Here is a 21,311-nt window from a genome sequence, read left to right on the forward strand (position 1 = left end):
AGAGGAAGGAGGGTTACGATATGACAATGACAGATCCAATTGCGGATATGCTGACTCGTATAAGAAATGCTAATATGGTAAAACATGAAACAGTTGATGTTCCAGCTTCAAACCTGAAGAAAGAAATTGCAAACATCCTTCTTGAAGAAGGTTTCATAAAAGGGTTCGATGTTATTGAAGACGGGAAACAAGGTCTTATTAGAATGCAATTAAAGTACGGAAAAAACAAAGAAAAAGTAATTACAGGTATTAAGAAAATATCTAAGCCTGGATTAAGAGTATATGCGAAGAAGGATGAAATTCCTAGAGTATTAGGTGGATTAGGAATTGCAATCATCTCCACTTCAAAAGGAATTATTACTGATAAGGTAGCTAGAAAAGAAGGCGTTGGCGGAGAGGTTATTGCTTACATCTGGTAATAGCAATCAACTTACAAGGAGGTGCGAATATGTCAAGAATAGGTTTAAAGCCAATTGAAATACCACAAGGTGTGGAAGTTAAAATAGATGAAAAAAACTTTGCTGTTGTAAAAGGCCCAAAAGGACAACTTGAGCAACAATTAAGCAAAGATATGGAAATAAAGATTGAAGAAAATATAATTAATGTTGTAAGACCTACTGATAATAAAAAACATAAATCATTACATGGTTTAACAAGAACACTTCTTTCTAACATGGTAGAAGGAGTAACTAAGGGATACGAAAAGAAACTTGAATTAGTAGGTGTTGGATATAGAGCAAATAAGCAAGGAGATAAACTTGTACTAAGTCTTGGTTTCTCTCATCCAGTAGAAATGGTGGACCCAGAAGGTATCACTGTTGAAGTTCCTTCCCAAACTGAAATCTTCGTTAAGGGAATTAATAAACAATTAGTAGGAAACTATGCTGCTAAAATTAGAGAATTAAGAAAACCTGAGCCATATAAAGGTAAGGGAGTAAAATACGCTGGTGAAGTAATAAGACGTAAAGTAGGTAAGACAGGTAAGTAAGGGAAAGGAGTGAAATAAGGTGTTTAAAAAAGTGAGCAAAAACGCTAACAGATTATCTAGACATCAAAGAGTTCGTAACAAAATTACTGGAACTCAAGAACGTCCAAGATTAAACGTATATAGAAGCTTAACAAACATCTATGCTCAATTAATTGATGACGTAGCTGGAGTAACATTAGTTGCGGCTTCATCTTTAGATAAAGAAATTAAAGATCAAGTTAAGTCAACTGGAAATGCAGAAGCTGCTAAATTGGTTGGTCAATTAGTTGGAAAGAGAGCCGTAGAAAAAGGAATAGATAATGTAACATTTGACCGTGGTGGAAATATTTATCATGGTAGAGTCAAGGCTTTAGCAGAAGGTGCTAGAGAAGCTGGACTTAAGTTTTAATAAGAAGGAGGGAAAGTAATGCACAACAAGCGAATCGATGCTAGCCAACTTGATTTAAAAGAGCAAGTTGTTGATATAAAACGTGTTACAAAGGTTGTAAAAGGCGGTAGAAACTTTAGATTTGCGGCCCTAGTGATCGTTGGAGATGAAAATGGTCATGTTGGAGTTGGTTCAGGTAAGGCAATGGAAATTCCAGATGCTATTAAAAAAGGAATTGAAGATGCTAAGAAAAACCTTATCCATGTACCAATAGTTGGAACTACAGTTCCTCATGAAACTATTGGACATTTTGGAGCCGGAAACGTTTTAATTATGCCAGCTAAAGAAGGTACAGGAATTATCGCTGGTGGACCAGTGCGTACTGTATTAGAATTAGCAGGTGTTAAAGATGTTAGAGCTAAATCTCTAGGAACAAACAACTCCAAAAACATGGTAAGTGCTGCAATAGATGGATTAAGCCAGTTAAAGAGAGCTGAAGAAGTAGCAAAACTAAGAGGTAAGTCCGTAGAAGAACTCTTAGGTTAGGAGGGAAGATACGATGGCAAAGGTAAGTATAAAACTAATAAGAAGTGTGATTGGTACAAAGCCTAATCAAAGAAAAACAGTTGAAGCTTTAGGACTTAACAAAATTGGGCAAACAACTGAAAAAGAAGTTACTCCTCAAATAAGAGGTATGATTGAAACAGTAAAACATTTAGTAGAAGTAAAGGAAATATAAACTGAGGAGGTGTAGACATGAAACTACATGAACTTAGACCTGCAGAAGGTGCCGTTAGAGATAGAAAAAGAAAAGGTAGAGGTACTGCAAGTGGTCTTGGAAAGACTGCTGGTCGTGGATCAAACGGTCAAAAAGCTCGTAGTGGTGGAGGAGTAAGACCAGGATTTGAAGGGGGTCAAATGCCTCTATACAGAAGATTACCAAAACGTGGATTTACAAATATATTTGCAAAGGTTTACAACGAAATTAGTATTGAAAGATTAAATGCTTTTGAAAATGGTACAGTAGTTACACCAGAGCTTTTAAAAGAAACAGGTGTTATTAAAAAGATAGAAAAAGACGGAATCAAGATTCTAGGCAATGGCAACTTAGAGAAAAGCTTAACAGTACAAGCGCAAAGATTCACTAAGTCAGCTGCTGAGAAAATTGAAGCTGCTGGAGGAAAGGCAGAGGTGATGTAAGGTGATACAAACTCTAAAAAATGCTTGGAAAATCCCAGATTTACGTAGGCGGATTTTATACACCTTTATGATGCTTGCTATTTTCAGACTAGGTTCTGTTATTCCAGTACCTGGCATCAATATTGAGTATGTAAAGAACATAGTAGATAATGCCGGATTACTTTCATTCTTCAACTTAGTATCCGGAGGGGCCTTTGGTAATATGACGATTTTTGCACTAAGCATTACACCTTACATCACAGCATCTATTATTATGCAACTACTAACTATAGCAATTCCCAGTCTTGAAGAAATGGCGAAGGAAGGCGAGGAAGGTAGTAAAAAAATTGCTCAATATCAAAGATATGCAACTATCGTATTAGCTTTAATACAAGCAACAGGTATTAGTATAGGTTTATTTAGAGGAGCATTAATCAATCAAGATACTTTTAGTATTATAGTAGTTATTCTTACTTTAACTGCTGGTACTTCATTTTTAATGTGGTTAGGAGAAGAAATAACAGAAAAAGGAATTGGAAATGGTATTTCACTTTTAATCTTTGCTGGTATTGTATCAGGACTACCTAATGGTATCTACAGTACCTTTGCTTTAGCAAAACAAGGAGAATTAAATCCTATAGCTATTGTAGTATTTATAGTTTTAGTGCTACTAATCGTAGTTGGTGTTGTTGCTATTCAAGAAGGAACAAGAAAAATTCCTGTACAATATGCTAAAAGAGTTGTTGGAAGAAAAATGTATGGTGGACAAAGTTCTCATATTCCACTAAAAGTAAATCAATCAGGTGTTATTCCAGTGATCTTTGCTATGTCACTTCTTCAGTTCCCTCATACAATTGCCTACTTTATTGGGCAAGATAATGGGTTCTCTAGATTTTTAGCAACATGGTTATCACCTAATGCTATGCCAGGAGTGTTTATTTATAACCTTTTAAGTGCAGTATTAATTATATTCTTTACCTATTTCTATACTGCGGTAACATTTAATCCTGTAGAAGTATCTACCAATATGAAAAAGAATGGTGGATTTATACCAGGTATTAGACCAGGAAAGCCTACAGCGGATTATTTAAATAAGGTTCTTACAAGAATTACATTAGCAGGAGCAATATTCTTAGCAGTAATTACAATTGTTCCTACAGTTATTCTTAGTGCAACAAGAATACCAATTGCTTTTGGCGGTACGACAATTTTAATTGTTGTAGGTGTTGCATTAGAAACAATGAAGCAAATTGAAGCACAACTTTTAATGAGACATTACCAAGGATTCTTGAAGTAAGAATAAGAAAAGGACTCATGGGGCGTTTACCCCATGAATCTAATCCTTATAATTTAACCAGGAGATGGTATAATGAGATTAATTTTACTTGGTCCCCCAGGGGCGGGGAAAGGAACACAGGCTGCAGCTATTGTTGAAAAATACAACATTCCTCATATTTCCACTGGAGACATTTTTAGATATAACATTAAACAAGGTACTGAACTTGGCAAAAAAGCTAAAGGTTACATGGATCAAGGTCTTTTAGTTCCAGATGAAGTTGTAGTGGAAATTGTGGAAGATCGTTTAAAGCAAGAAGACTGTACAGGTGGATTTCTATTAGATGGATTTCCAAGAACGGTAGTGCAGGCTGAAGCTTTAGATAAAGTGTTAGCAAATATGGATGGCGCCTTAGATAGAGTAATAAATATAGAGGTTGATAAAGGCATTTTAGTGGAAAGAGCCGTTGGAAGAAGAATATGTAGAGAATGTGGTGCTACATTCCACGTAAAATATAATCCATCAATAAAGGGAGAAAATTGCGACCAATGCGGTGGTAATCTTTATCAACGAGATGATGACAACGAAGAAACAGTAACAAAACGTATCGAAGTTTATTTGAAGGAAACAACTCCATTAATAGAGTACTACAATAAACAAGATAAGCTAGTTACTATAGATGGCGACAGAAAAATAAGTGTAGTGTTTGAAGATATTGTGACCTCTTTAGGGAGCGAGCTATAATGATATATATAAAATCGCGTAAAGAAATTGAATTAATGCGAGAAGCTGGAAAAATTGTTGCTGAAGCCCATGAACTTGTTAGAGAGGCAATAAAACCGGGAATTACGACAAAGGAACTAGATGCGATAGCTGAAAAACATATTCTTAAAAAAGGAGCAATTCCTGCATTTAAAGGATATGGAGGTTTTCCAGCTAGCATATGTGCCTCCGTTAATCACGAAGTAGTCCATGGTGTACCTGGATTAAAAACACTAGAAGATGGCGATATTATCAGTATAGATATCGGGGCACTCTACAAAGGTTATTATGGTGACTCTGCAAAAACTCATGCCATAGGAAAGATTAGTCAGAGAGCACAGGAGCTTATAGAAGTAACTAGGCAAAGCTTTTATGAGGGAATTAAGTTTGCAAAGTTAGGCTATCGGTTATCAGATATATCCTATGCTATTCAAGCCCATGTTGAAGACAGGGGTTTTTCAGTGGTTAGAAACTACGTAGGCCATGGAATCGGTACAAGTATGCATGAAGAACCACAAATTCCTAACTATGGTCCTCCAGGAAAAGGACCAAGATTAAAAGAAGGAATGGTCTTAGCTATAGAACCAATGATTAACATAGGAACCTACGAAGTTAAAGTACTTTCAGATGGTTGGACAGTAGTAACCTTAGATGGTGAATACTCAGCTCATTACGAGCATACCGTAGCAATTACGGATGGGGAACCTGAGATTCTTACAAAGCTATAATCCAGACAAATGAGGTGACTATATGGAACGAACTGATTTAGACATAGGACAAATAGTTAAGTCAAAAACTGGACGCGATCAGGGAAGAGTTTTCGTCGTGTTTGGTAAGGCGGATAACAATCATGTCTTAATTGTTGATGGATCATTAAGAAGGATAGATAGACCTAAGAAAAAAAAGATTAAACACTTGGCAAAGTTGAATATTGTATCTAAAGAAATTAAAGATGCAATTTTAAACAATGAGAAAATAAATAATGCCTTTATACGTAGAGAGCTTGAAAGACTAGGTGTGAAATCCTAGGGTTAGAAATGGAGGTTTGATTGCTCAATGTCGAAGCAAGATGTAATTGAATTAGAAGGTACAGTAAAAGAAGCATTACCAAATGCGATGTTTATTGTAGAACTTGAAAATGGTCATGAGGTTTTAGGACACATATCAGGAAAATTAAGAATGAACTTTATTAGGATTCTGCCTGGGGATAAGGTTACGGTAGAGTTATCTCCATATGATTTGACTCGTGGTAGAATAACATGGCGAAAGAAGTAGTCAAGGAGGGATAACAATGAAGGTTAGACCATCGGTTAAACCAATTTGTGAAAAGTGTAAAATAATCAAAAGGAATGGCAGAGTTATGGTTATCTGCGAAAATCCTAAACACAAACAAAAACAAGGTTAAACTAGTTTAAATACTACTGGAACTTTCAGTTGTTTTATAGTATAATACAGTATTGTAGTTATAAGCTTTCGGGAGCGGCTGCGTCAGTTTCTAACTGATTCCCCAAAAGCTATTGCGATACAAAATATTCATTTTAAATCTAAATTTACATTAGAAAAAGACTAGTAATACAAAGAATATAAGATGGTGGAACAATAGAATTAGGAGGTGTAAATCAATATGGCTAGAATAGCTGGTGTTGACTTGCCAAGGGATAAAAGAGTTGAAGTTGGCTTAACATATATATTTGGTATCGGTAGAAAAACATCAAATGGTATATTAGCTGCTGCAGGTATTAATCCTGATACAAGAGTAAAGGATTTAACAGAGGAAGAAGTAAATAACTTAAGAAAAATTATCGACTCAGATCATCATGTTGAAGGGGATTTAAGAAGAGAAATCGCTTTAAACATTAAAAGATTAAAAGAGATCAGATGTTATAGAGGATTAAGACATATTAAAGGATTGCCAGTAAGAGGACAAAAGACAAAAACTAATGCTCGTACAAGAAAAGGTCCTAAGAAAACTGTTGGTCGTAAGAAGAAAAAATAGTAGGTAAGGAGGTACAGCGAGAATGGCAAAGGTAGCTAAGAAAAAAGGCGTTCGTACTCGAAGAAGAGAACGTAAAAATATAGAACGTGGTCAAGCACATATTCAATCAACATTTAACAATTCAATTATTACTTTAACTGACATGCAAGGAAATGTAATTTCTTGGGCTAGTGCAGGTCAATTAGGATTTAAAGGATCAAGAAAATCAACTCCTTTCGCTGCTCAAATGGCTGCAGAAACTGCTGCTAAGGCTGCTATGGAGCATGGATTAAAAACTGTAGAAGTTTATGTTAAGGGACCAGGTGCAGGAAGAGAAGCTGCAATTCGTTCACTACAAGCTGCAGGACTTGAAGTTAACCTTATTAAAGATGTAACTCCAATTCCACATAACGGTTGTAGACCGCCAAAACGTAGAAGAGTTTAATGAAGATCGGGAGGTGTAAGTAAATGGCAAGATATACAGAAGCGGTATGTAGATTATGTCGTAGAGAGGGTATGAAATTATACCTAAAAGGCGATAGATGCTACACAGATAAATGTGCAATTTCCAAAAGAGCTTATGCTCCAGGACAGCACGGTAACAGTAGAAAAAAACTATCAAACTATGGAATTCAATTAAGAGAAAAACAAAAAGCAAAAAGATTCTATGGTGTATTAGAGTCTCAATTTAGAAAATACTTTGAGATGGCTGATAAGCAAGCTGGTATTACAGGTGAAAACCTTTTAAGAATATTAGAAACTCGTCTAGATAACGTTGTTTATAGATTAGGTTTTGGAGCTTCTAGAGCAGAAGCTAGACAATTAGTTGTTCATGGACACTTTTTAGTAAATGGTAAAAAAGTAGATATCCCTTCATATTTAGTTAGTGCAGGAGATACTATTGTTGTTGCTGAAAAGTCTAAGTCATCAAATAAATTTAAAGCTTTAGCTGAAAACTTTAAAGGAAATGTTCCAAATTGGTTAACAGCTGATGCAGAAAAATTAGAGGGAAAAATAGTTTCATTACCTTCAAGAGAAGATATAGATTTACCAATCGCAGAAAACTTAATCGTAGAGCTATACTCTAAATAATAATTTTTAGAATCAGTTGCCCTCAATATAATAGAGAAAATGCTAAAGGAGGGTTCAAATCAATGATAGAAATGGAAAAGCCAAAGGTAGAAGTAGTAGAGATTAATGAGGAAAATACCTATGGAAAGTTTACAGTGGAGCCGCTAGAGAGAGGTTATGGAACCACATTAGGGAATTCCCTAAGAAGAATTATGCTATCTTCATTACCTGGGGCGGCGGTAACGTCTGTAAAAATTGATGGTGTCTTACATGAATTTTCTACAATCCCAGGTGTAAAAGAAGATGTTTCAGAGATTATAATTAACTTAAAAGGCTTGTCTATTCGTATGCACGGAAATGAGCCTAAAACGGTTCGTATTGAAGCAAAAGGCGAAGGAACTATAACTGCAGGTGACATTATTGCAGATGCAGACATTGAAATCCTTAGTCCAGAAATGCATATTGCTACCTTAGATAGTGATGGAACTCTAACAATGGAATTAACCATTGCTAAAGGGAGAGGATATGTACCATCAGAAAACAACAAAACCCCAGGAATGCCTATCGGTGTACTACCTATAGACTCAATATTTACTCCTGTAACAAAGGTTAGTTATTATGTTGAGAACACAAGGGTAGGTCAAGTTACTGACTATGATCGACTGATCATTGAAGTGTTTACCGATGGAAGTATTATGCCTGATGAAGCTATATCTTTAGCAGCAAAGATAATGAATGAGCACTTAAATCTATTCATTACATTAACAGAGCATGTTAATGATGTAGAGATCATGGTACAGAAAGAAGAGGATAAAAAGGAAAAGGTTCTTGAAATGACTATAGAAGAACTTGACCTTTCAGTAAGATCCTATAACTGTCTGAAACGTGCAGGCATTAATACAGTAGATGAACTTGCTCAAAAGTCTGAAGAGGATATGATGAAGGTAAGAAACCTTGGAAGAAAATCTCTTGAAGAAGTTCAGAAAAAGCTTGACGAGTTAGGTCTTGGATTAAAACCTAGCGATGAATAGGATGTAGTAAGGAGGGATAGACATGGCACATTATCGTAAATTAGGACGTGTAAGCGCTCATAGAAATTTAATGCTTAGAAACCTAGTAACTAGTTTATTAAAAAGCGGTAGAATTGAAACAACAGAAACAAGAGCTAAAGAAACAAGAAGACTAGCTGAAAAAATGATTACTCTTGCAAAAAGAGGAGATCTACATGCTAGAAGACAAGTTCTTAGCTTTATAACAGAAGAAACTGTAGTTAAGAATTTATTTGATGAAATTGCGCCAAAATATCAAGAGCGTAATGGTGGATATACACGTATTATGAAGCTTGGACCAAGAAGAGGCGACGCTGCAGAGATGGTAATCATCGAATTAGTATAATAGATAGGAGGGATTAAGTTAATAGGCTTAGTCCCTGTTTTTTTTTAAGCACTTGAAATCTTTAGCATAGCTAAAGATTGAGTGCGCCATAAAGTTTGTGAGTGAAAACGAACAAATTTTATTTTATGACCTAACCCGATTTGCAAAATTACGCAACTAAAGTTGCTTCATGGCGCACTCAATTTTTAATGGTAATTAAAAATTTCAAGTGCTTAAAGGCAAATCGATGGTAGGTCAAACGCAACATTCGCGTAGCTCATTTCTACGCTCGCGTTGCTCACTCCGCTGTCCGTTTTGTCAACAACTCACAGAGTTCGTTGGACAAAAAGGCAATGAGCACCAAATTTATGCGACCGAAGGAAGCAAATAAATTTGAGTTGCGAAACTGCGTAAAACTCTAGTTATTTAATTATCTTACTCATAAATCATAGTCAACAAGTAGAAAATAAGTTATAATATAAGATGTTTAGATTTTGACGTATGATTATATGAAAATAAAGAAGGGACTATAGGATGAGTAAAATGATAGAGGTTAATAATATACAATTTCAGTATAAAAATAATGATGATGAAGGTATGCTAGCCCTAAACGATGTTACAGTTACGGTTGAGTCCGGCGAATTTGTTGTAGTAATTGGACACAATGGTTCAGGAAAGTCAACTTTGGCCAAACATATGAATGCTCTTTTATTACCTACAAAGGGAGACGTACTTGTTAAAGGGCTAAATACAAAAGAGGAAGAAAACATATGGAATATTAGGCAGACAGCTGGAATGGTATTCCAAAATCCTGACAACCAAATTGTAGCTACAATTGTAGAAGAAGATGTTGCATTTGGGCCTGAAAACTTAGGTGTTCCTCCGGTGGAGATTGTAAGAAGAGTGGAAGAAGCTCTTAATATTGTAGATATGCTAGAATATAGAGGTAAAGCTCCACATTTATTATCTGGTGGACAAAAACAAAGAATTGCTATTGCAGGAGTCATTGCTATGAGACCCAATTGTATAATCTTTGATGAGCCAACTGCGATGTTAGATCCATCGGGCCGTAAAGAAGTAATTAATACTATAAAAAAGCTTAATAAAGAAGAAAATATTACAATAGTTCATATTACCCACTTTATGGAAGAGGCTGTAGATGCAGATAGGGTTATAGTAATGGAAAATGGGCAAATCGTTTTGGAAGGTAAACCCAAAGAAGTGTTCTCTAAAGTTGAGCAGTTAAAAGAGTTAGGATTAGATGTACCTCAAATAACAGACTTAACTAATGAATTGATAAAAGAGGGAATTGATTTACCTCAAGATATATTAACTGTTGATGAAATGGTGATGAGATTATGTCAATTAAAATAGAAAATTTAACATATGTATATAACCCAGGTAGTCCATTTAAAACTAAGGCATTAGATGATGTTAATGTTGAGATTAAATCTGGAGAATTTATAGGTCTTATAGGTCATACTGGATCAGGTAAGTCTACTTTAACTCAGCATTTAAATGGATTGATAAAACCCACTTCTGGTAAAATTATTATTAGTGGTACTGATATTACGGACAAATCAGTTAAGTTAAGAGATGTAAGAAAAAAGGTTGGTTTAGTTTTTCAATATCCAGAACATCAACTATTTGAAGAGACAATATATAAGGATATTGCCTTTGGACCCCTGAACTTAGGGTTATCAGAATCTGAAGTAGAAGAAAGGATTAAGGAGGCTATGGAATTTGTAAAGCTTCCATTTGAAGAATTAAAAGACAGATCTCCATTTGAATTAAGTGGGGGTCAAAGAAGAAGGGTAGCTATTGCTGGAGTATTCGCCATGAAACCAGAAGTGTTAATATTAGACGAACCTACGGCAGGCTTAGATCCTAGAACAAGGGATGAAATTTTAGAAGAAATAAAAATGCTGCATAGCCAATATAAAAATACGGTTATTTTAGTATCTCATAGTATGGAGGATATTGCAAAGCTAGTAGACCGTATTATTGTTATGCATAGAGGAAAGGTTGCACTTATTGGGAATCCTAGAGAAGTATTCCAACAGGTAGAAACCTTAGAATCTATAGGACTTGGAGTTCCACAAATAAGCTATTTAGTTAGAGCATTAAAGGCAAAGGGTATTGAGATAAGGGAAGATATATTTACAGTGGAAGAAGCTAAGGAAGAAATTTTAAAATGGATAAGGAGTAATAAAAATGCTTAAAGATATTACAATTGGCCAATATTATCCAACAGGATCCTATGTTCATAAATTAGACCCGAGGACTAAGATACTAATTACCTTTGCATTAATAATAGGATTATTTATTATTAATACCTTTATTCCTTATGCTTATATTATTGCTTTTATATTTGTTTCTGTATATATATCTAAAATACCTATAAAGTACATTCTTAAAGGATTAAAGCCTTTAAGAATAATAATAATAATTACATTTATAATTAATATATTTATGACACAAGGAGAACCTATTCTCAATCTAGGCCCTTTAGTTATGACAAGAGAAGGCTTATATCAGGCGTTTTTTATGGCTATTAGACTAGTATTATTAGTTATGGGAACTTCATTATTAACATTAACTACTTCACCAATAGCGCTAACAGATGGGATAGAACATTTATTAAATCCATTTAAAAAAATAGGTGTACCAGCTCATGAGTTAGCTATGATGATGACAATTGCTCTTAGGTTTATCCCTACTTTACTTGAAGAGACTGATAAGATTATGAAAGCACAAATGGCTCGTGGAGCTGATTTCGAAAGTGGGAATATTATTAGTAGAGCAAAAAGCTTAGTGCCTTTATTAGTTCCCTTGTTTATTAGTGCATTTAGAAGAGCTGATGAATTAGCCATGGCTATGGAAGCAAGATGCTATCGTGGTGGCGAAAATCGTACTAGAATGAAGGAATTAAAAATGACAGGGAAAGATACAGTAGCTCTAGTAGTAACCACATTTCTATTAGCAGTTTTAATTTTTCATAGAGTTGCATTATAACATGTTAGGTGTTAGGAATGATACAATGAAAAATATTATGATCGAAATTCAATATGATGGAACAAACTATAGTGGATGGCAAATTCAACCTAATAGTAGGACAATACAGGAAGAAATAATGAGAGCTCTAAAAAAACTTACAGGTAAAGAAATTAGTATTAATGGGTCTGGAAGAACAGATGCTGGTGTTCATGCCTATGGTCAAGTGGCAAGTTTTATACTTGAAAGCAATATTCCAGTAGATAGGCTTCCATTAGCTTTTAATAGCAACCTACCAAATGATATTTCTATTATTAATGCAATGGAGGTTCCTATGGATTTTCATGCTCGATATAGTGCTATTGGCAAACGATATATTTATCATATTTATGAAGGTAGATATAGAAACCCCTTACTTAGAAACTATAGCTATCATGTCCATTATAAGTTAGACCATAAGAAAATGAGAGATGGAGCAAAACTTTTACTAGGAACCCATGACTTTAGAGGTTTTATGTCCAGTGGCAGTAGTGTTGAAAATACAGTAAGAACTATCCGAAATTTAGATATCATAATTAAAGATAATAGCCTATATGTTTATATAGAGGGCGATGGTTTTCTATACAATATGGTTAGAATTATTACAGGGACTTTAGTGGAAGTTGGTATGGGAAAAATATCGATAGAGCATATTAATAGGGCGCTTGAAACCAAGGATAGAACAATGGCAGGTCATACAGCGCCACCTCAAGGATTATTTTTAGATAAGGTATTTTACCCCTTGACACACTAGGCTCATTGTATTAAAATATACGAGAGTGTGTAAATATGATCCACTGCCCCGGATCTTGACACATATATAGAACGTGACAAAAACAAGATAACATTTAAAAATCGATGATTTACAAGGAGGGAAAACAATGAAATCATATATGGCAAAACCGAATGAAGTTGAAAGAAAGTGGTATATTGTCGATGCTGAAGGAAAAACTTTAGGTAGACTTTCAACAGAAATCGCTACAATTTTAAGAGGAAAAAACAAGCCAGAATTTACACCTTATGTAGACACTGGTGATTTTGTAATCGTTGTTAATGCAGAGAAGGTAGTTTTAACTGGTAAGAAATTAGATCAATCTTTCTATACTTATCATACAGGACATCCAGGTGGATTAAGACAAGTTTCTTTTAGAAGACTTCTTGCTGAAAAACCTGAAAAGCTTGTTTACAATGCGGTAAAAGGTATGCTTCCAAAAAATAGACTTGGAAGACAAATGCTTACAAAATTAAAAGTATATGCTGGACCAAACCACAATCACGAAGCTCAAAAACCAGAAGCATTAGATATATAAAAGTAGGAAATTTGAAAGGAGGAGTTATGGATGGCAAGAGTAGCTTATTACGGAACAGGTAGAAGAAAGCAATCTATCGCTAGAGTAAGATTAGTTCCTGGTGAAGGAAATGTTAAAGTAAACAACAGAGATATTGAAGAATATTTTAAATATGAAACTTTAAAGAGAGATGTTAGAATGCCTCTAACAATTACAGAAACATTAGGCAGATTCGATGTAATCGCAACAGTGGCAGGTGGAGGATACACTGGACAAGCTGGAGCTTTAAGACACGGAATCGCTAGAGCATTAGTAAAGTCTGATGAAGAATTAAGAGGAACTCTTAAAAAAGCTGGTTTCCTAACTAGAGATGCAAGAGCTAAAGAAAGAAAGAAATACGGTTTAAAAGCAGCAAGACGTGCACCACAATTCTCAAAGAGATAATATTTATAAAATACAAAGCCCCTCAAATGCTGAATTTGAGGGGTTTCTTTATGCCCAAAACCATATTGAAATACATGAAATTTTACTTACAACTAACACACAACTAACAAAATTTTTATAGGAACACTTTTTCAAGCTCGTAATATACTTGTATTGGGAAAGAAGCAAAGCAGTAAGCAACTTTTCTAATATAAAAAAAGGGAAGGCGAAAATAATGGATTATAGTCAAGAAATTAATACACAAAGATGCAACAAGCCATGCAAAGATCCAATTTTCACAATAACATCATGTGTAGCTCAAATAGATGGGAGATTTTTCCTGCTCGTGGAAATAGAGATTGAGGGTACAGAGATTGAACAATTTACTATAAGGGAGATAACAGCAGCTGAAGCAGCAATACTAATAGCAGCGGGAGTTATGCGTTGTCAAATAGTTACCACAATTCCTACAGGAAGAGAAGTAGAGATTATTTGCGCATTCGTAGTAGGTGCAAATGTATTCGTAGTATTTAGTGTGGAAAATGCAACTGACCGTCTTGTTTTAGTTAGAGTACCTTTATGTACTATTGTTTAATCAAATTGTGTTAGAGTGAGAGTTTCTGAATGTAAGGATGAAAGAAATTATGGGGTAGCTTAGGCTACCCTGTTTTTAAAATTTTGTGTAAAGATATCACAATATAATAGCGCAACTAGGCTAACTTTTAGTTAGCTTAGTTGCTTTTTAGCTTTGGAAATATTTTCATCGTATAAATTATGTGTTATATAGCAAAATATTAACGTATTAGTAATGTTATTTATAAGATATGAAAGGAGAATACATATGAAATCATGGAAAAAGCCACTCAAGTTTATTACTATTTTGCTAGTGATTATTATTGGATTAGTGGGCTGTCGTACTGCCAAAAGACCAATAAATGAAAGAACTAAAACTACTACTGAAAAAGCAACAGAAAGAACAACCGAAGAAACAGCTCCAGCAAAATCTAAGACACCACCTTCCAAGACGCAAACTGCTGTGAATGAAGAAGGAAAAATTCAGAAAGATATAGCTGAAGAAGTAAAAAAAGTAAAAGATGTAAAAGAAGCTACTGTATTGATTCATGATAAAACTGCTTATGTTGGAGTAGAATTAGTTGCCAGTCTTAAAGGAAATGAAAAAGAAATAACTAGGATAAAAGATGAAATAATTGAAAAGGTTAAGAAAAGAGACACTAATATTACTACTGTTCATGTATCAGAGGAGGAACATGTATCTAACAGATTGAGAGATTATGTAAGAGATGTAGAACAAGGAAAACCAATAACAGGATTTATTACTGAGCTAGAAGAAATGTTTAGAAAACCGGTTCCTAGAACCTAAGATTTAAGAGTAAAAAGCATAAAATGTATAGAAAATAATAATAAAACACTCCTTTCTGATAAGATCTATATAATTCAAAAAAGAGTGTTTTGTTATATATTATTTTAAAGTTTTAATTTCTATTTGCTATATATTCAATAATTCCTTGAGCAATAGCTGTAACCATTTTATATTGATAATCTTCATTTTGAATAAGTTCTCTATCTTCAGGGGTTGTTATAAATCCTATTTCTACTATAACACCTGGAGACTTAGATTCTCTTAGTACATAGAAATTTCCAGTCAATACTTCTGCCTTAATTTGTTCTGTTTTTAAAAATTCATTAAAAACTATCTTATTGATTGAATCGGAAATTTCCTTAGCCAAATGCTCACTATCTCTTGATTCGGGATAGTGAATTACCTGAACCCCTTGGGCTTTAGTATTTTTAGGATGGGCATTTACATGAATACTGACGAATAACTCAGCATTGTTTTTATCAATAATACTCTTCCTAGCATTCAAGTCTCTTCTATATCTTGATGACTTTAGATCACTCTTAGATTCAAGAGATATATCTTTATCCCTTGTCATAACAACTCTTATATTTTTATCAGATAGAATTTTTTTTAATTTTAATGATACTTCTAGATTAATATTCTTCTCTAATAAATCATTATGACTAGATCCACCATCTATTCCACCATGGCCAGGGTCTATGACAATGGGTTTTGAAGAAGTGTTATTAAAAACAGGATGAGAAATATTAAAAATAAACATAGAAAGAATTAGTAGAGATATAAGTAGAATGCAAAAAAGGATAGCTCTTTTTTTATAAGACCCAATAATTATTATGATAGGCTTTTTATGCATGTACTCACTCCTTATAAAATCATATAATCTATTATATGCTCATATAATTTATATAGAATTGGAGGGATATAAGAAATGAAATCTAACAAAAGTGAAAAACTGATTACAATCATGTAATTACGCAAGGGGTAAGAGAAGAAAAGGTTATAGCTCTAACATTTGATGATGGGCCATATTCTGAATTCACACCACAAATTATAAATACAATATATAAAATTATCAAAGAGATAATATTTATAAAATACAAAATCCCTCAAATATTGATTTTTAGGGTATTTATTAATGTTGGGGTACCTTAGCCTTCCCCTTTTTATTTTTATAGAAAAATATAGAACAACTTATAGATAATTTCATAATATATTACAACTATAGATAGCCTTAGGGCTGAAAGAGAAAAAAATTGTATATTTAGCACTACTTAAAATTTGAAAAGGTGGGCGCAATATATGCGAGAAAGTATGCTGTTCTTCTTCTTATTGATTATTGTGCTATTTTGCGGATGTGGGTTTTTCTTCTGCTAAAAAGATGAATTAACCGAAATAGGGTAGAGCTTAGGCTTTACCCTGTTTTTTAATGTGTATAAATAAAAAAATAATATGCTATAATACATGCTTATTTGATCAATAAAACTCTACCCATTTTCTTATGAAACAACTGATAATTTTCATATATAACAGATTAAAAGACTGGTTTAGATTATTTAGGCAATTTGTCTAGTAACGACAAATTGCCTAAATAACCTCTTACACTAAAGGTGATAAAGTATCTTAAATTAAAGTAGTAAAGGTGGTTTTGTGGCAATGAACATCATCTAATGTGTATTATAGAACAAAATCATATTAATACCTTGATTTGTACAAATATTTTTAAATATGGTCGAGCTAGAGATTCACATTTTTTAAAATCTTTATATGAACATTTTTTCAAGTCTACAATATACTTGTATTGGGAAAGAAGCAAAGCGGTAAGCAACTTTTCTAATAAAAAACTGGTTCTAGCTAGAATACCTTCATGTCCAGTCATTTAATATAATCAAATATTGCTGTACCATGGTTTTAAAATGAATGATTGTAAAGAAATGCTGTGTAAACTCAGGTAACCTAAAAAGTTTTAAAATAAAATTCACCAAAATATAATGACAGAATACTATGTACTAGGTAAAAGGACAATAGGATTTTAGACATCATAAAAGACTGATAGGAGGAAATTAAATTGAATAATAGAGAAGTTTTCGTAAATAAAAGAGATGTAGATTGTCATAATAATAGATTTGAAAATGCTATAGTACACAAAAAAACTGAATGTGAGACATCTTGCGTTGAAGTTAAAGCTGAAACTCTAGGAGATTGCGACAGTAATCCAGTAAGATTAAACCCAATTAGAGCAGGTGTTGTAGCGAAAATACCAGTAGTTTTAGCTGAGTTAACAGTTCGGTTCAATGTTAATGCAAAAATTGATCTACCTGAGCCGGCTATTGAAATTAAAAGGATTAAGAAAAAGATAAAAATAGTTCAATGTATGCTTATACAAGGTACTGACATTTTATTTATTAAAGGATTTGTTCGTAAAAACATTGAATTCGCAACAAGAGAATGCTCAAGTCGTCATGGAATGTGTGGAGACATTCGTCACTGCACAGTAGATGTTCCATTTGAATGTACAACAGTAGTTAGATTTAATGGTACTTGTCCAGCACCTATTGTTACTAATACATCAAATGAATTTGAATTCTTTACATCAAAAGAATTATCAAATGATTTTGCTGAAAAAGATAGACTATTATCAGGAGATTTATCAGAATTTAATCAAGTCAGCACAGAATTTTTTAATGAACTAGTATTTTGTGAATTAATAAGTGCTAAAATTGTTGAGTTCGACGAGTTTATACATCGTGAACATCCACATCATATGCACCTACCTGTAGGCGAAAAAGTATTCACAAAAATTGAGGAAAAAATGGTTATAGCTATTACACTTAAACTTTTACAAAATAGACAGGTTGCAATTGGTCGAACCAGTAGTATAGAATGTCCAAGGGAAGAAGAATGCCCAAGAGAGCGAGAACATCATAGAGAATGCCCGAGAGAACGAGAACGTCATAGAGAATGTCTAAGAGAGCAAGAAGACTGTAGAGTTTACTAAACATATCAAGAATAATATTTTACTAATAGGGTATGTAAAGCTACATACCCTATTTTATTTCTTAGATAAAAAAGAACACTGGAGAAAAATATATTATACTTCCATACTATGTTGCGTATAAAAATGTGTGAAGGATTTGTTGAAAATATATTAAAAAACAAAAAAATAGAAAATTACAAATAAGATTTAATGTATTAATTAAACAACGCATCAGATTAGTTTGTATTAAATTATTTTATAGGTGCTTATAAATTACACCATTTCGAGGATGAAACTACTTAGAATTGAATTTAGAGTTTTATAAAACTTTACAAAAAATTTATCAAAATTAACTTACAACTAACAACTAACAAATAAGGTTGAAGGATTTGCAAATGTAAAATTCAACACATAAAATTCTCAAGGAGATAGTATTTTTAAAATACAAAATCCCCCAAATACTGATGCTTGGGGGACTTCTTTGTTTCTATATTTTATTCCAGAGTATTAGACAACTGTCGATTAATAATATGCAAACTTTCTCATTGCAAGCTGTAATTTTTGAATGAAAAAATAAAAATTTCCCAGGAAATAATCATATTATAAATAAATATGTCGAAATATATTAGCTTAAACTTCTTTCAATAGTATTAATTGATGTAGATATAGAATTTATTTGTTTTGATAAATTATCAAGTTCATTTGTTACAGATTCATCTTTAATGCGACTATTATTGTTATCTACCATTAACAATTGTATTGCTGACAAGCACTCTTTAATCTTATCATTGTGCATCTTTAATTGATTCATTTGATCTATTACATGTTTTTTATCTTTATTATTTTCCATTTGTATCCTCCTAACGTATATTTTCAAATATATTTTCCCCTTAAACTACTAAATTATTAATCAATTATATATGGATGAATAATTAATTAATTATGTAGTGAAACAACCTATACAATTCATATAATAATAAGCAATAAAGATAAAGCAAAGGAAGGAGGAATTAGAAGTTGAGATTAATTATTGTACGTAAGTATTGGATAATTAGAATTTGTCTATTATTGATTTCAATCACAGTATTAATTGCGTCATTTAATTATTATAAATCTATAGAGACGTATAGTATTCCTACTACAGCTAAAGTAATAGTTATAGACCCTGGGCATGGTGGGTTCGACCCTGGCAAATTAGGACATAATGGTAAGCATGAAAAGGAAATTAATTTAGCAATATCATTATATCTACGTGAATATTTAGAACAAAGTGGTTCTATTGTAATTATGACTAGGGAAGAGGATATTGATTTATATATAGATGATGGTAGCAATAGAAAGATGAAAAGCGTAGACTTAACAAATAGGAAAAATATTGTAATAGAAAATGCACCACATGTTTTTTTATCTATTCACGTAAATAGTTTTACACAATCTAAGTACTATGGTGCTCAAACCTTCTATCCAAAGAATAATGAGAGTGGAAAGCAATTGGCTAATATGATTCAGGAAGAATTGGTTAGAGTATTAGACAACGATAATAGAAGGGTACCTTTAGAAAATGATTCTGTTTATATAATAAAAGAGTTAGACATCCCCACAGTTCTAATAGAATGTGGTTTTTTGTCTAACCCTCAGGAGGAGCAAAAACTAAATGACCCACATTACCAGCAAAAAATTGCATGGTCTATTTATGTAGGACTTCAAAGATATTTTAAAATGTCTGTCCAGGGATAATCATATCTATTATACCTATTGCAAGTGCACCCAAAATAGCTCCCCACATTGTGACTCTCATAGTAGGTATCAAAAATTGGGTTCCATAAAGCACAATTGCGGATATAATAAAACCAGAAAATCCTCTACCAAAAGGTGAAGCATGTAGGCCTGTCATTCTTTGAATTAAATAATCAACAACTGAAATAACTACAGCTGCTAGCAATACTGCCCAAATGCCGCGAATAGTAAAACCTGGAGTAAGGAATGCGGCAACTGATAGGACTATGGCGGAAAGTATAACTCTTAATATTAAACTCCCCCAACCATCAGCATGTTGTGTTCTGTTATCAGTACGTTCTGTTCTATTGTTGTCTCGTTCTTCAGACATATAAACACTCCTTTACAAAATAATTATAGTTAGCTTGTAGCCTAATATAATTATCTGTAGAATTGATTAAATTTATTCTTATAATAGAATATCTTCTTATTTAAATCATTAATATTGTGATGGATTAACTTGTTTATTAGGGGTATACTGAAATTATAGTAAAATTTAGCTGTATTGGAGGAACTAAAGATGAGTGATAAATGTAATGGATGCTCATATAGTGTTGAAGGCAAATGTACTTCTAATAGTTGTATTGTGCCAGAAAAAGAAAATAAATTTAGTAGCATAAAAAATGTTATTGGTATTATGAGTGGTAAAGGAGGTGTTGGTAAATCATCAGTTACATCAATGCTGGCATCGGCCTTAGCTAAAAAAGGATATTTAGTAGGTATTTTAGATGGTGACATAACAGGACCTAGTATTCCAAAGTTATTTGGTCTAAAAGGACCCGCTAGACAATTGGATCAGAGCATTGTGCCTATTATAGCAGAAAATGGTGTAAAGGTAATGTCGATGAATTTGTTGCTACCAAATGAAACAGAACCTGTAATTTGGAGAGGTCCTGTAGTTGGTGGTGTAGTAAAACAATTTTGGACAGATGTTGCATGGGGAGAACTGGACTATTTGCTAATTGATTTCCCACCAGGTACAGGAGATGTGGCTCTTACAGTAATGCAGTCTATTCCTATAGAGGGTATTGTAATGGTAACATCACCTCAAAGTCTTGTTTCTATGATTGTAACTAAGGGTATTAATATGGCAGAAAAAATGAATATACCGGTTATAGGTTTAATAGAAAACATGAGCTATGTACAGCCACCATCATATCCAGAACCGTACTATTTATTTGGAGAAGGAAAAACAGAAGAAGTAGCAAATGAGCTTGGAATTGATTTTTTAGGGAATATTGCAATTGAAAAAGAGTTTGTAGAACTATCAGACCGTGGTAGGGTGTTTGAATATAAGAGCACTATTTTTGATGAAATAGCAGATAAATTAGTTAAAAAATTAAAATAAAGATATTGTACAAATAAAATGCCTAGATGGTTTAATTAGATGATAAACCCTAGGTATTTTATTTTTAATATAAAAGCCAATTTAAAATTTAGGAA

The 21,311-nt window shown here is 33.2% G+C and carries 32 protein-coding genes; 29 read left to right on the forward strand and 3 right to left on the reverse strand.

Annotation, left to right across the window (positions count from 1 at the left end):
• Positions 1 to 20: 20 nt before the first annotated feature.
• From rpsH to HYG84_RS08320, 25 genes are all read left to right on the forward strand, one after another.
• The gene (gene rpsH / locus HYG84_RS08200) at positions 21 to 419 is read left to right on the forward strand and encodes a 30S ribosomal protein S8 (RefSeq protein WP_212381967.1); all 399 of its coding nucleotides are present in this window, start codon (positions 21 to 23) and stop codon (positions 417 to 419) included.
• A gap of 29 nt (positions 420 to 448) precedes the next feature.
• Entirely contained in the window at positions 449 to 988 is a 540-nt protein-coding gene (gene rplF, locus HYG84_RS08205) for a 50S ribosomal protein L6 (RefSeq protein ID WP_212381969.1), read from the forward strand.
• Between the two features lie 19 nt (positions 989 to 1,007).
• Entirely contained in the window at positions 1,008 to 1,376 is a 369-nt protein-coding gene (rplR, locus tag HYG84_RS08210) for a 50S ribosomal protein L18 (protein ID WP_212381971.1), read from the forward strand.
• Between the two features lie 18 nt (positions 1,377 to 1,394).
• Positions 1,395 to 1,901, forward strand: a complete 507-nt coding sequence (rpsE, locus tag HYG84_RS08215) for a 30S ribosomal protein S5 (protein WP_212381973.1) — start codon at positions 1,395 to 1,397, stop codon at positions 1,899 to 1,901.
• Positions 1,902 to 1,914: 13 nt separating this feature from the next.
• On the forward strand, positions 1,915 to 2,094 hold the full coding sequence (rpmD, locus tag HYG84_RS08220) for a 50S ribosomal protein L30 (RefSeq protein WP_212381975.1): 180 nt from the start codon (positions 1,915 to 1,917) through the stop codon (positions 2,092 to 2,094).
• Positions 2,095 to 2,111: 17 nt separating this feature from the next.
• A complete protein-coding gene (rplO, locus tag HYG84_RS08225) occupies positions 2,112 to 2,555 on the forward strand; it encodes a 50S ribosomal protein L15 (RefSeq protein WP_212381977.1) in 444 nt (147 codons plus the stop codon).
• A 1-nt stretch (position 2,556) separates the two neighbouring features.
• Complete coding sequence (gene secY / locus HYG84_RS08230; protein WP_212381980.1) at positions 2,557 to 3,831, forward strand: preprotein translocase subunit SecY; 1,275 nt, start codon at positions 2,557 to 2,559, stop codon at positions 3,829 to 3,831.
• A 72-nt stretch (positions 3,832 to 3,903) separates the two neighbouring features.
• Positions 3,904 to 4,554: an adenylate kinase gene (locus HYG84_RS08235; protein WP_212381982.1), complete on the forward strand. Its 651-nt coding sequence runs from the start codon at positions 3,904 to 3,906 to the stop codon at positions 4,552 to 4,554.
• Positions 4,554 to 5,300, forward strand: coding sequence for a type I methionyl aminopeptidase (gene map / locus HYG84_RS08240; protein WP_212381984.1), 747 nt, complete (start codon positions 4,554 to 4,556; stop codon positions 5,298 to 5,300). Before HYG84_RS08235 ends, map begins: the two co-directional genes overlap by 1 nt.
• 22 nt (positions 5,301 to 5,322) lie before the next feature.
• Positions 5,323 to 5,601: a KOW domain-containing RNA-binding protein gene (locus HYG84_RS08245; RefSeq protein ID WP_212375625.1), complete on the forward strand. Its 279-nt coding sequence runs from the start codon at positions 5,323 to 5,325 to the stop codon at positions 5,599 to 5,601.
• Positions 5,602 to 5,628: 27 nt separating this feature from the next.
• Positions 5,629 to 5,847 carry a translation initiation factor IF-1 gene (gene infA, locus HYG84_RS08250; protein ID WP_212375628.1) on the forward strand — a complete coding sequence of 73 codons (219 nt, stop codon included), beginning with the start codon at positions 5,629 to 5,631 and terminating at the stop codon, positions 5,845 to 5,847.
• A gap of 16 nt (positions 5,848 to 5,863) precedes the next feature.
• Entirely contained in the window at positions 5,864 to 5,977 is a 114-nt protein-coding gene (gene rpmJ / locus HYG84_RS08255; RefSeq protein WP_013382261.1) for a 50S ribosomal protein L36, read from the forward strand.
• A 219-nt stretch (positions 5,978 to 6,196) separates the two neighbouring features.
• Positions 6,197 to 6,568, forward strand: coding sequence for a 30S ribosomal protein S13 (rpsM, locus tag HYG84_RS08260; RefSeq protein ID WP_212375631.1), 372 nt, complete (start codon positions 6,197 to 6,199; stop codon positions 6,566 to 6,568).
• 22 nt (positions 6,569 to 6,590) lie between these two features.
• Positions 6,591 to 6,992 (forward strand): 30S ribosomal protein S11, encoded by a 402-nt coding sequence (gene rpsK / locus HYG84_RS08265; protein WP_212375634.1) that lies wholly within the window; start codon positions 6,591 to 6,593, stop codon positions 6,990 to 6,992.
• A 23-nt stretch (positions 6,993 to 7,015) separates the two neighbouring features.
• Positions 7,016 to 7,639: a 30S ribosomal protein S4 gene (gene rpsD, locus HYG84_RS08270; protein WP_212375637.1), complete on the forward strand. Its 624-nt coding sequence runs from the start codon at positions 7,016 to 7,018 to the stop codon at positions 7,637 to 7,639.
• A gap of 62 nt (positions 7,640 to 7,701) precedes the next feature.
• The gene (locus HYG84_RS08275) at positions 7,702 to 8,649 is read left to right on the forward strand and encodes a DNA-directed RNA polymerase subunit alpha (RefSeq protein ID WP_212375640.1); all 948 of its coding nucleotides are present in this window, start codon (positions 7,702 to 7,704) and stop codon (positions 8,647 to 8,649) included.
• Positions 8,650 to 8,671: 22 nt separating this feature from the next.
• Positions 8,672 to 9,013 (forward strand): 50S ribosomal protein L17, encoded by a 342-nt coding sequence (gene rplQ, locus HYG84_RS08280; protein WP_212375643.1) that lies wholly within the window; start codon positions 8,672 to 8,674, stop codon positions 9,011 to 9,013.
• A 513-nt stretch (positions 9,014 to 9,526) separates the two neighbouring features.
• The gene (locus HYG84_RS08285; RefSeq protein ID WP_212375646.1) at positions 9,527 to 10,366 is read left to right on the forward strand and encodes an energy-coupling factor transporter ATPase; all 840 of its coding nucleotides are present in this window, start codon (positions 9,527 to 9,529) and stop codon (positions 10,364 to 10,366) included.
• On the forward strand, positions 10,351 to 11,214 hold the full coding sequence (locus tag HYG84_RS08290) for an energy-coupling factor transporter ATPase (protein ID WP_212375649.1): 864 nt from the start codon (positions 10,351 to 10,353) through the stop codon (positions 11,212 to 11,214). Before HYG84_RS08285 ends, HYG84_RS08290 begins: the two co-directional genes overlap by 16 nt.
• Positions 11,207 to 12,007 carry an energy-coupling factor transporter transmembrane component T family protein gene (locus tag HYG84_RS08295; protein ID WP_212375652.1) on the forward strand — a complete coding sequence of 267 codons (801 nt, stop codon included), beginning with the start codon at positions 11,207 to 11,209 and terminating at the stop codon, positions 12,005 to 12,007. The genes HYG84_RS08290 and HYG84_RS08295 overlap by 8 nt, the downstream gene beginning before the upstream one ends.
• Positions 12,008 to 12,032: 25 nt before the next feature.
• Positions 12,033 to 12,779, forward strand: a complete 747-nt coding sequence (gene truA, locus HYG84_RS08300) for a tRNA pseudouridine(38-40) synthase TruA (protein WP_212375655.1) — start codon at positions 12,033 to 12,035, stop codon at positions 12,777 to 12,779.
• 127 nt (positions 12,780 to 12,906) lie between these two features.
• The gene (gene rplM, locus HYG84_RS08305) at positions 12,907 to 13,335 is read left to right on the forward strand and encodes a 50S ribosomal protein L13 (RefSeq protein ID WP_212375658.1); all 429 of its coding nucleotides are present in this window, start codon (positions 12,907 to 12,909) and stop codon (positions 13,333 to 13,335) included.
• A 30-nt stretch (positions 13,336 to 13,365) separates the two neighbouring features.
• A complete protein-coding gene (rpsI, locus tag HYG84_RS08310) occupies positions 13,366 to 13,758 on the forward strand; it encodes a 30S ribosomal protein S9 (protein WP_212375661.1) in 393 nt (130 codons plus the stop codon).
• Between the two features lie 214 nt (positions 13,759 to 13,972).
• Positions 13,973 to 14,332: a spore coat protein gene (locus tag HYG84_RS08315; protein WP_212375664.1), complete on the forward strand. Its 360-nt coding sequence runs from the start codon at positions 13,973 to 13,975 to the stop codon at positions 14,330 to 14,332.
• A 246-nt stretch (positions 14,333 to 14,578) separates the two neighbouring features.
• Positions 14,579 to 15,118, forward strand: coding sequence for a YhcN/YlaJ family sporulation lipoprotein (locus HYG84_RS08320; RefSeq protein ID WP_212375667.1), 540 nt, complete (start codon positions 14,579 to 14,581; stop codon positions 15,116 to 15,118).
• A 112-nt stretch (positions 15,119 to 15,230) separates the two neighbouring features.
• Here the strand turns inward: HYG84_RS08320 and HYG84_RS08325 are convergent, their stop codons facing one another.
• Positions 15,231 to 15,971 (reverse strand): N-acetylmuramoyl-L-alanine amidase family protein, encoded by a 741-nt coding sequence (locus tag HYG84_RS08325; RefSeq protein WP_212375670.1) that lies wholly within the window; start codon positions 15,969 to 15,971, stop codon positions 15,231 to 15,233.
• Positions 15,972 to 16,117: 146 nt separating this feature from the next.
• On the opposite strand from HYG84_RS08325, the gene HYG84_RS20830 reads away from it, so the two are divergent.
• Both HYG84_RS20830 and HYG84_RS08330 read left to right on the forward strand, forming a co-directional pair.
• Positions 16,118 to 16,270 (forward strand): hypothetical protein, encoded by a 153-nt coding sequence (locus HYG84_RS20830; RefSeq protein WP_442860803.1) that lies wholly within the window; start codon positions 16,118 to 16,120, stop codon positions 16,268 to 16,270.
• A 913-nt stretch (positions 16,271 to 17,183) separates the two neighbouring features.
• On the forward strand, positions 17,184 to 18,113 hold the full coding sequence (locus HYG84_RS08330) for a CsxC family protein (protein ID WP_212375672.1): 930 nt from the start codon (positions 17,184 to 17,186) through the stop codon (positions 18,111 to 18,113).
• A 604-nt stretch (positions 18,114 to 18,717) separates the two neighbouring features.
• On the opposite strand, the gene HYG84_RS08335 is transcribed toward HYG84_RS08330, so the two are convergent.
• Positions 18,718 to 18,942 carry a hypothetical protein gene (locus tag HYG84_RS08335; protein WP_212375675.1) on the reverse strand — a complete coding sequence of 75 codons (225 nt, stop codon included), beginning with the start codon at positions 18,940 to 18,942 and terminating at the stop codon, positions 18,718 to 18,720.
• A gap of 167 nt (positions 18,943 to 19,109) precedes the next feature.
• On the opposite strand from HYG84_RS08335, the gene cwlD reads away from it, so the two are divergent.
• Positions 19,110 to 19,829 carry an N-acetylmuramoyl-L-alanine amidase CwlD gene (cwlD, locus tag HYG84_RS08340; protein WP_249168560.1) on the forward strand — a complete coding sequence of 240 codons (720 nt, stop codon included), beginning with the start codon at positions 19,110 to 19,112 and terminating at the stop codon, positions 19,827 to 19,829.
• On the opposite strand, the gene HYG84_RS08345 is transcribed toward cwlD, so the two are convergent.
• Positions 19,807 to 20,199 carry a phage holin family protein gene (locus HYG84_RS08345; RefSeq protein WP_212375678.1) on the reverse strand — a complete coding sequence of 131 codons (393 nt, stop codon included), beginning with the start codon at positions 20,197 to 20,199 and terminating at the stop codon, positions 19,807 to 19,809. The genes cwlD and HYG84_RS08345 overlap by 23 nt on opposite strands.
• 189 nt (positions 20,200 to 20,388) lie before the next feature.
• On the opposite strand from HYG84_RS08345, the gene HYG84_RS08350 reads away from it, so the two are divergent.
• On the forward strand, positions 20,389 to 21,216 hold the full coding sequence (locus tag HYG84_RS08350; RefSeq protein WP_212375681.1) for an Mrp/NBP35 family ATP-binding protein: 828 nt from the start codon (positions 20,389 to 20,391) through the stop codon (positions 21,214 to 21,216).
• Positions 21,217 to 21,311: the final 95 nt, after the last annotated feature.

The organism is Alkaliphilus sp. B6464 (genome assembly GCF_018141165.1).
Taxonomy (GTDB): Bacteria; Bacillota; Clostridia; order Peptostreptococcales; family Natronincolaceae; genus Alkaliphilus_B.

What these genes read in the sequence shown, in the direction of transcription:
- rpsD (WP_212375637.1), top strand. Translation starts at nt 7,016, where the DNA reads ATGGCAAGATATACAGAAGCGGTATGTAGATTATGTCGTAGAGAGGGT.
- rpsE (WP_212381973.1), top strand. Translation starts at nt 1,395, where the DNA reads ATGCACAACAAGCGAATCGATGCTAGCCAACTTGATTTAAAAGAGCAA.
- rplM (WP_212375658.1), top strand. Translation starts at nt 12,907, where the DNA reads ATGAAATCATATATGGCAAAACCGAATGAAGTTGAAAGAAAGTGGTAT.
- rpmJ (WP_013382261.1), top strand. Translation starts at nt 5,864, where the DNA reads ATGAAGGTTAGACCATCGGTTAAACCAATTTGTGAAAAGTGTAAAATA.
- HYG84_RS08290 (WP_212375649.1), top strand. Translation starts at nt 10,351, where the DNA reads ATGTCAATTAAAATAGAAAATTTAACATATGTATATAACCCAGGTAGT.
- HYG84_RS08350 (WP_212375681.1), top strand. Translation starts at nt 20,389, where the DNA reads ATGAGTGATAAATGTAATGGATGCTCATATAGTGTTGAAGGCAAATGT.
- rpsI (WP_212375661.1), top strand. Translation starts at nt 13,366, where the DNA reads ATGGCAAGAGTAGCTTATTACGGAACAGGTAGAAGAAAGCAATCTATC.
- rplQ (WP_212375643.1), top strand. Translation starts at nt 8,672, where the DNA reads ATGGCACATTATCGTAAATTAGGACGTGTAAGCGCTCATAGAAATTTA.
- HYG84_RS08275 (WP_212375640.1), top strand. Translation starts at nt 7,702, where the DNA reads ATGATAGAAATGGAAAAGCCAAAGGTAGAAGTAGTAGAGATTAATGAG.
- HYG84_RS08320 (WP_212375667.1), top strand. Translation starts at nt 14,579, where the DNA reads ATGAAATCATGGAAAAAGCCACTCAAGTTTATTACTATTTTGCTAGTG.
- rpsH (WP_212381967.1), top strand. Translation starts at nt 21, where the DNA reads ATGACAATGACAGATCCAATTGCGGATATGCTGACTCGTATAAGAAAT.
- rplO (WP_212381977.1), top strand. Translation starts at nt 2,112, where the DNA reads ATGAAACTACATGAACTTAGACCTGCAGAAGGTGCCGTTAGAGATAGA.
- HYG84_RS08345 (WP_212375678.1), bottom strand. Translation starts at nt 20,199, where the DNA reads ATGTCTGAAGAACGAGACAACAATAGAACAGAACGTACTGATAACAGA.
- rplF (WP_212381969.1), top strand. Translation starts at nt 449, where the DNA reads ATGTCAAGAATAGGTTTAAAGCCAATTGAAATACCACAAGGTGTGGAA.
- HYG84_RS08325 (WP_212375670.1), bottom strand. Translation starts at nt 15,971, where the DNA reads ATGCATAAAAAGCCTATCATAATAATTATTGGGTCTTATAAAAAAAGA.
- rpsM (WP_212375631.1), top strand. Translation starts at nt 6,197, where the DNA reads ATGGCTAGAATAGCTGGTGTTGACTTGCCAAGGGATAAAAGAGTTGAA.
- HYG84_RS08295 (WP_212375652.1), top strand. Translation starts at nt 11,207, where the DNA reads ATGCTTAAAGATATTACAATTGGCCAATATTATCCAACAGGATCCTAT.
- HYG84_RS08235 (WP_212381982.1), top strand. Translation starts at nt 3,904, where the DNA reads ATGAGATTAATTTTACTTGGTCCCCCAGGGGCGGGGAAAGGAACACAG.
- infA (WP_212375628.1), top strand. Translation starts at nt 5,629, where the DNA reads ATGTCGAAGCAAGATGTAATTGAATTAGAAGGTACAGTAAAAGAAGCA.
- HYG84_RS08335 (WP_212375675.1), bottom strand. Translation starts at nt 18,942, where the DNA reads ATGGAAAATAATAAAGATAAAAAACATGTAATAGATCAAATGAATCAA.
- rpmD (WP_212381975.1), top strand. Translation starts at nt 1,915, where the DNA reads ATGGCAAAGGTAAGTATAAAACTAATAAGAAGTGTGATTGGTACAAAG.
- HYG84_RS08315 (WP_212375664.1), top strand. Translation starts at nt 13,973, where the DNA reads ATGGATTATAGTCAAGAAATTAATACACAAAGATGCAACAAGCCATGC.
- truA (WP_212375655.1), top strand. Translation starts at nt 12,033, where the DNA reads ATGAAAAATATTATGATCGAAATTCAATATGATGGAACAAACTATAGT.
- HYG84_RS08285 (WP_212375646.1), top strand. Translation starts at nt 9,527, where the DNA reads ATGAGTAAAATGATAGAGGTTAATAATATACAATTTCAGTATAAAAAT.
- map (WP_212381984.1), top strand. Translation starts at nt 4,554, where the DNA reads ATGATATATATAAAATCGCGTAAAGAAATTGAATTAATGCGAGAAGCT.
- rpsK (WP_212375634.1), top strand. Translation starts at nt 6,591, where the DNA reads ATGGCAAAGGTAGCTAAGAAAAAAGGCGTTCGTACTCGAAGAAGAGAA.
- HYG84_RS08245 (WP_212375625.1), top strand. Translation starts at nt 5,323, where the DNA reads ATGGAACGAACTGATTTAGACATAGGACAAATAGTTAAGTCAAAAACT.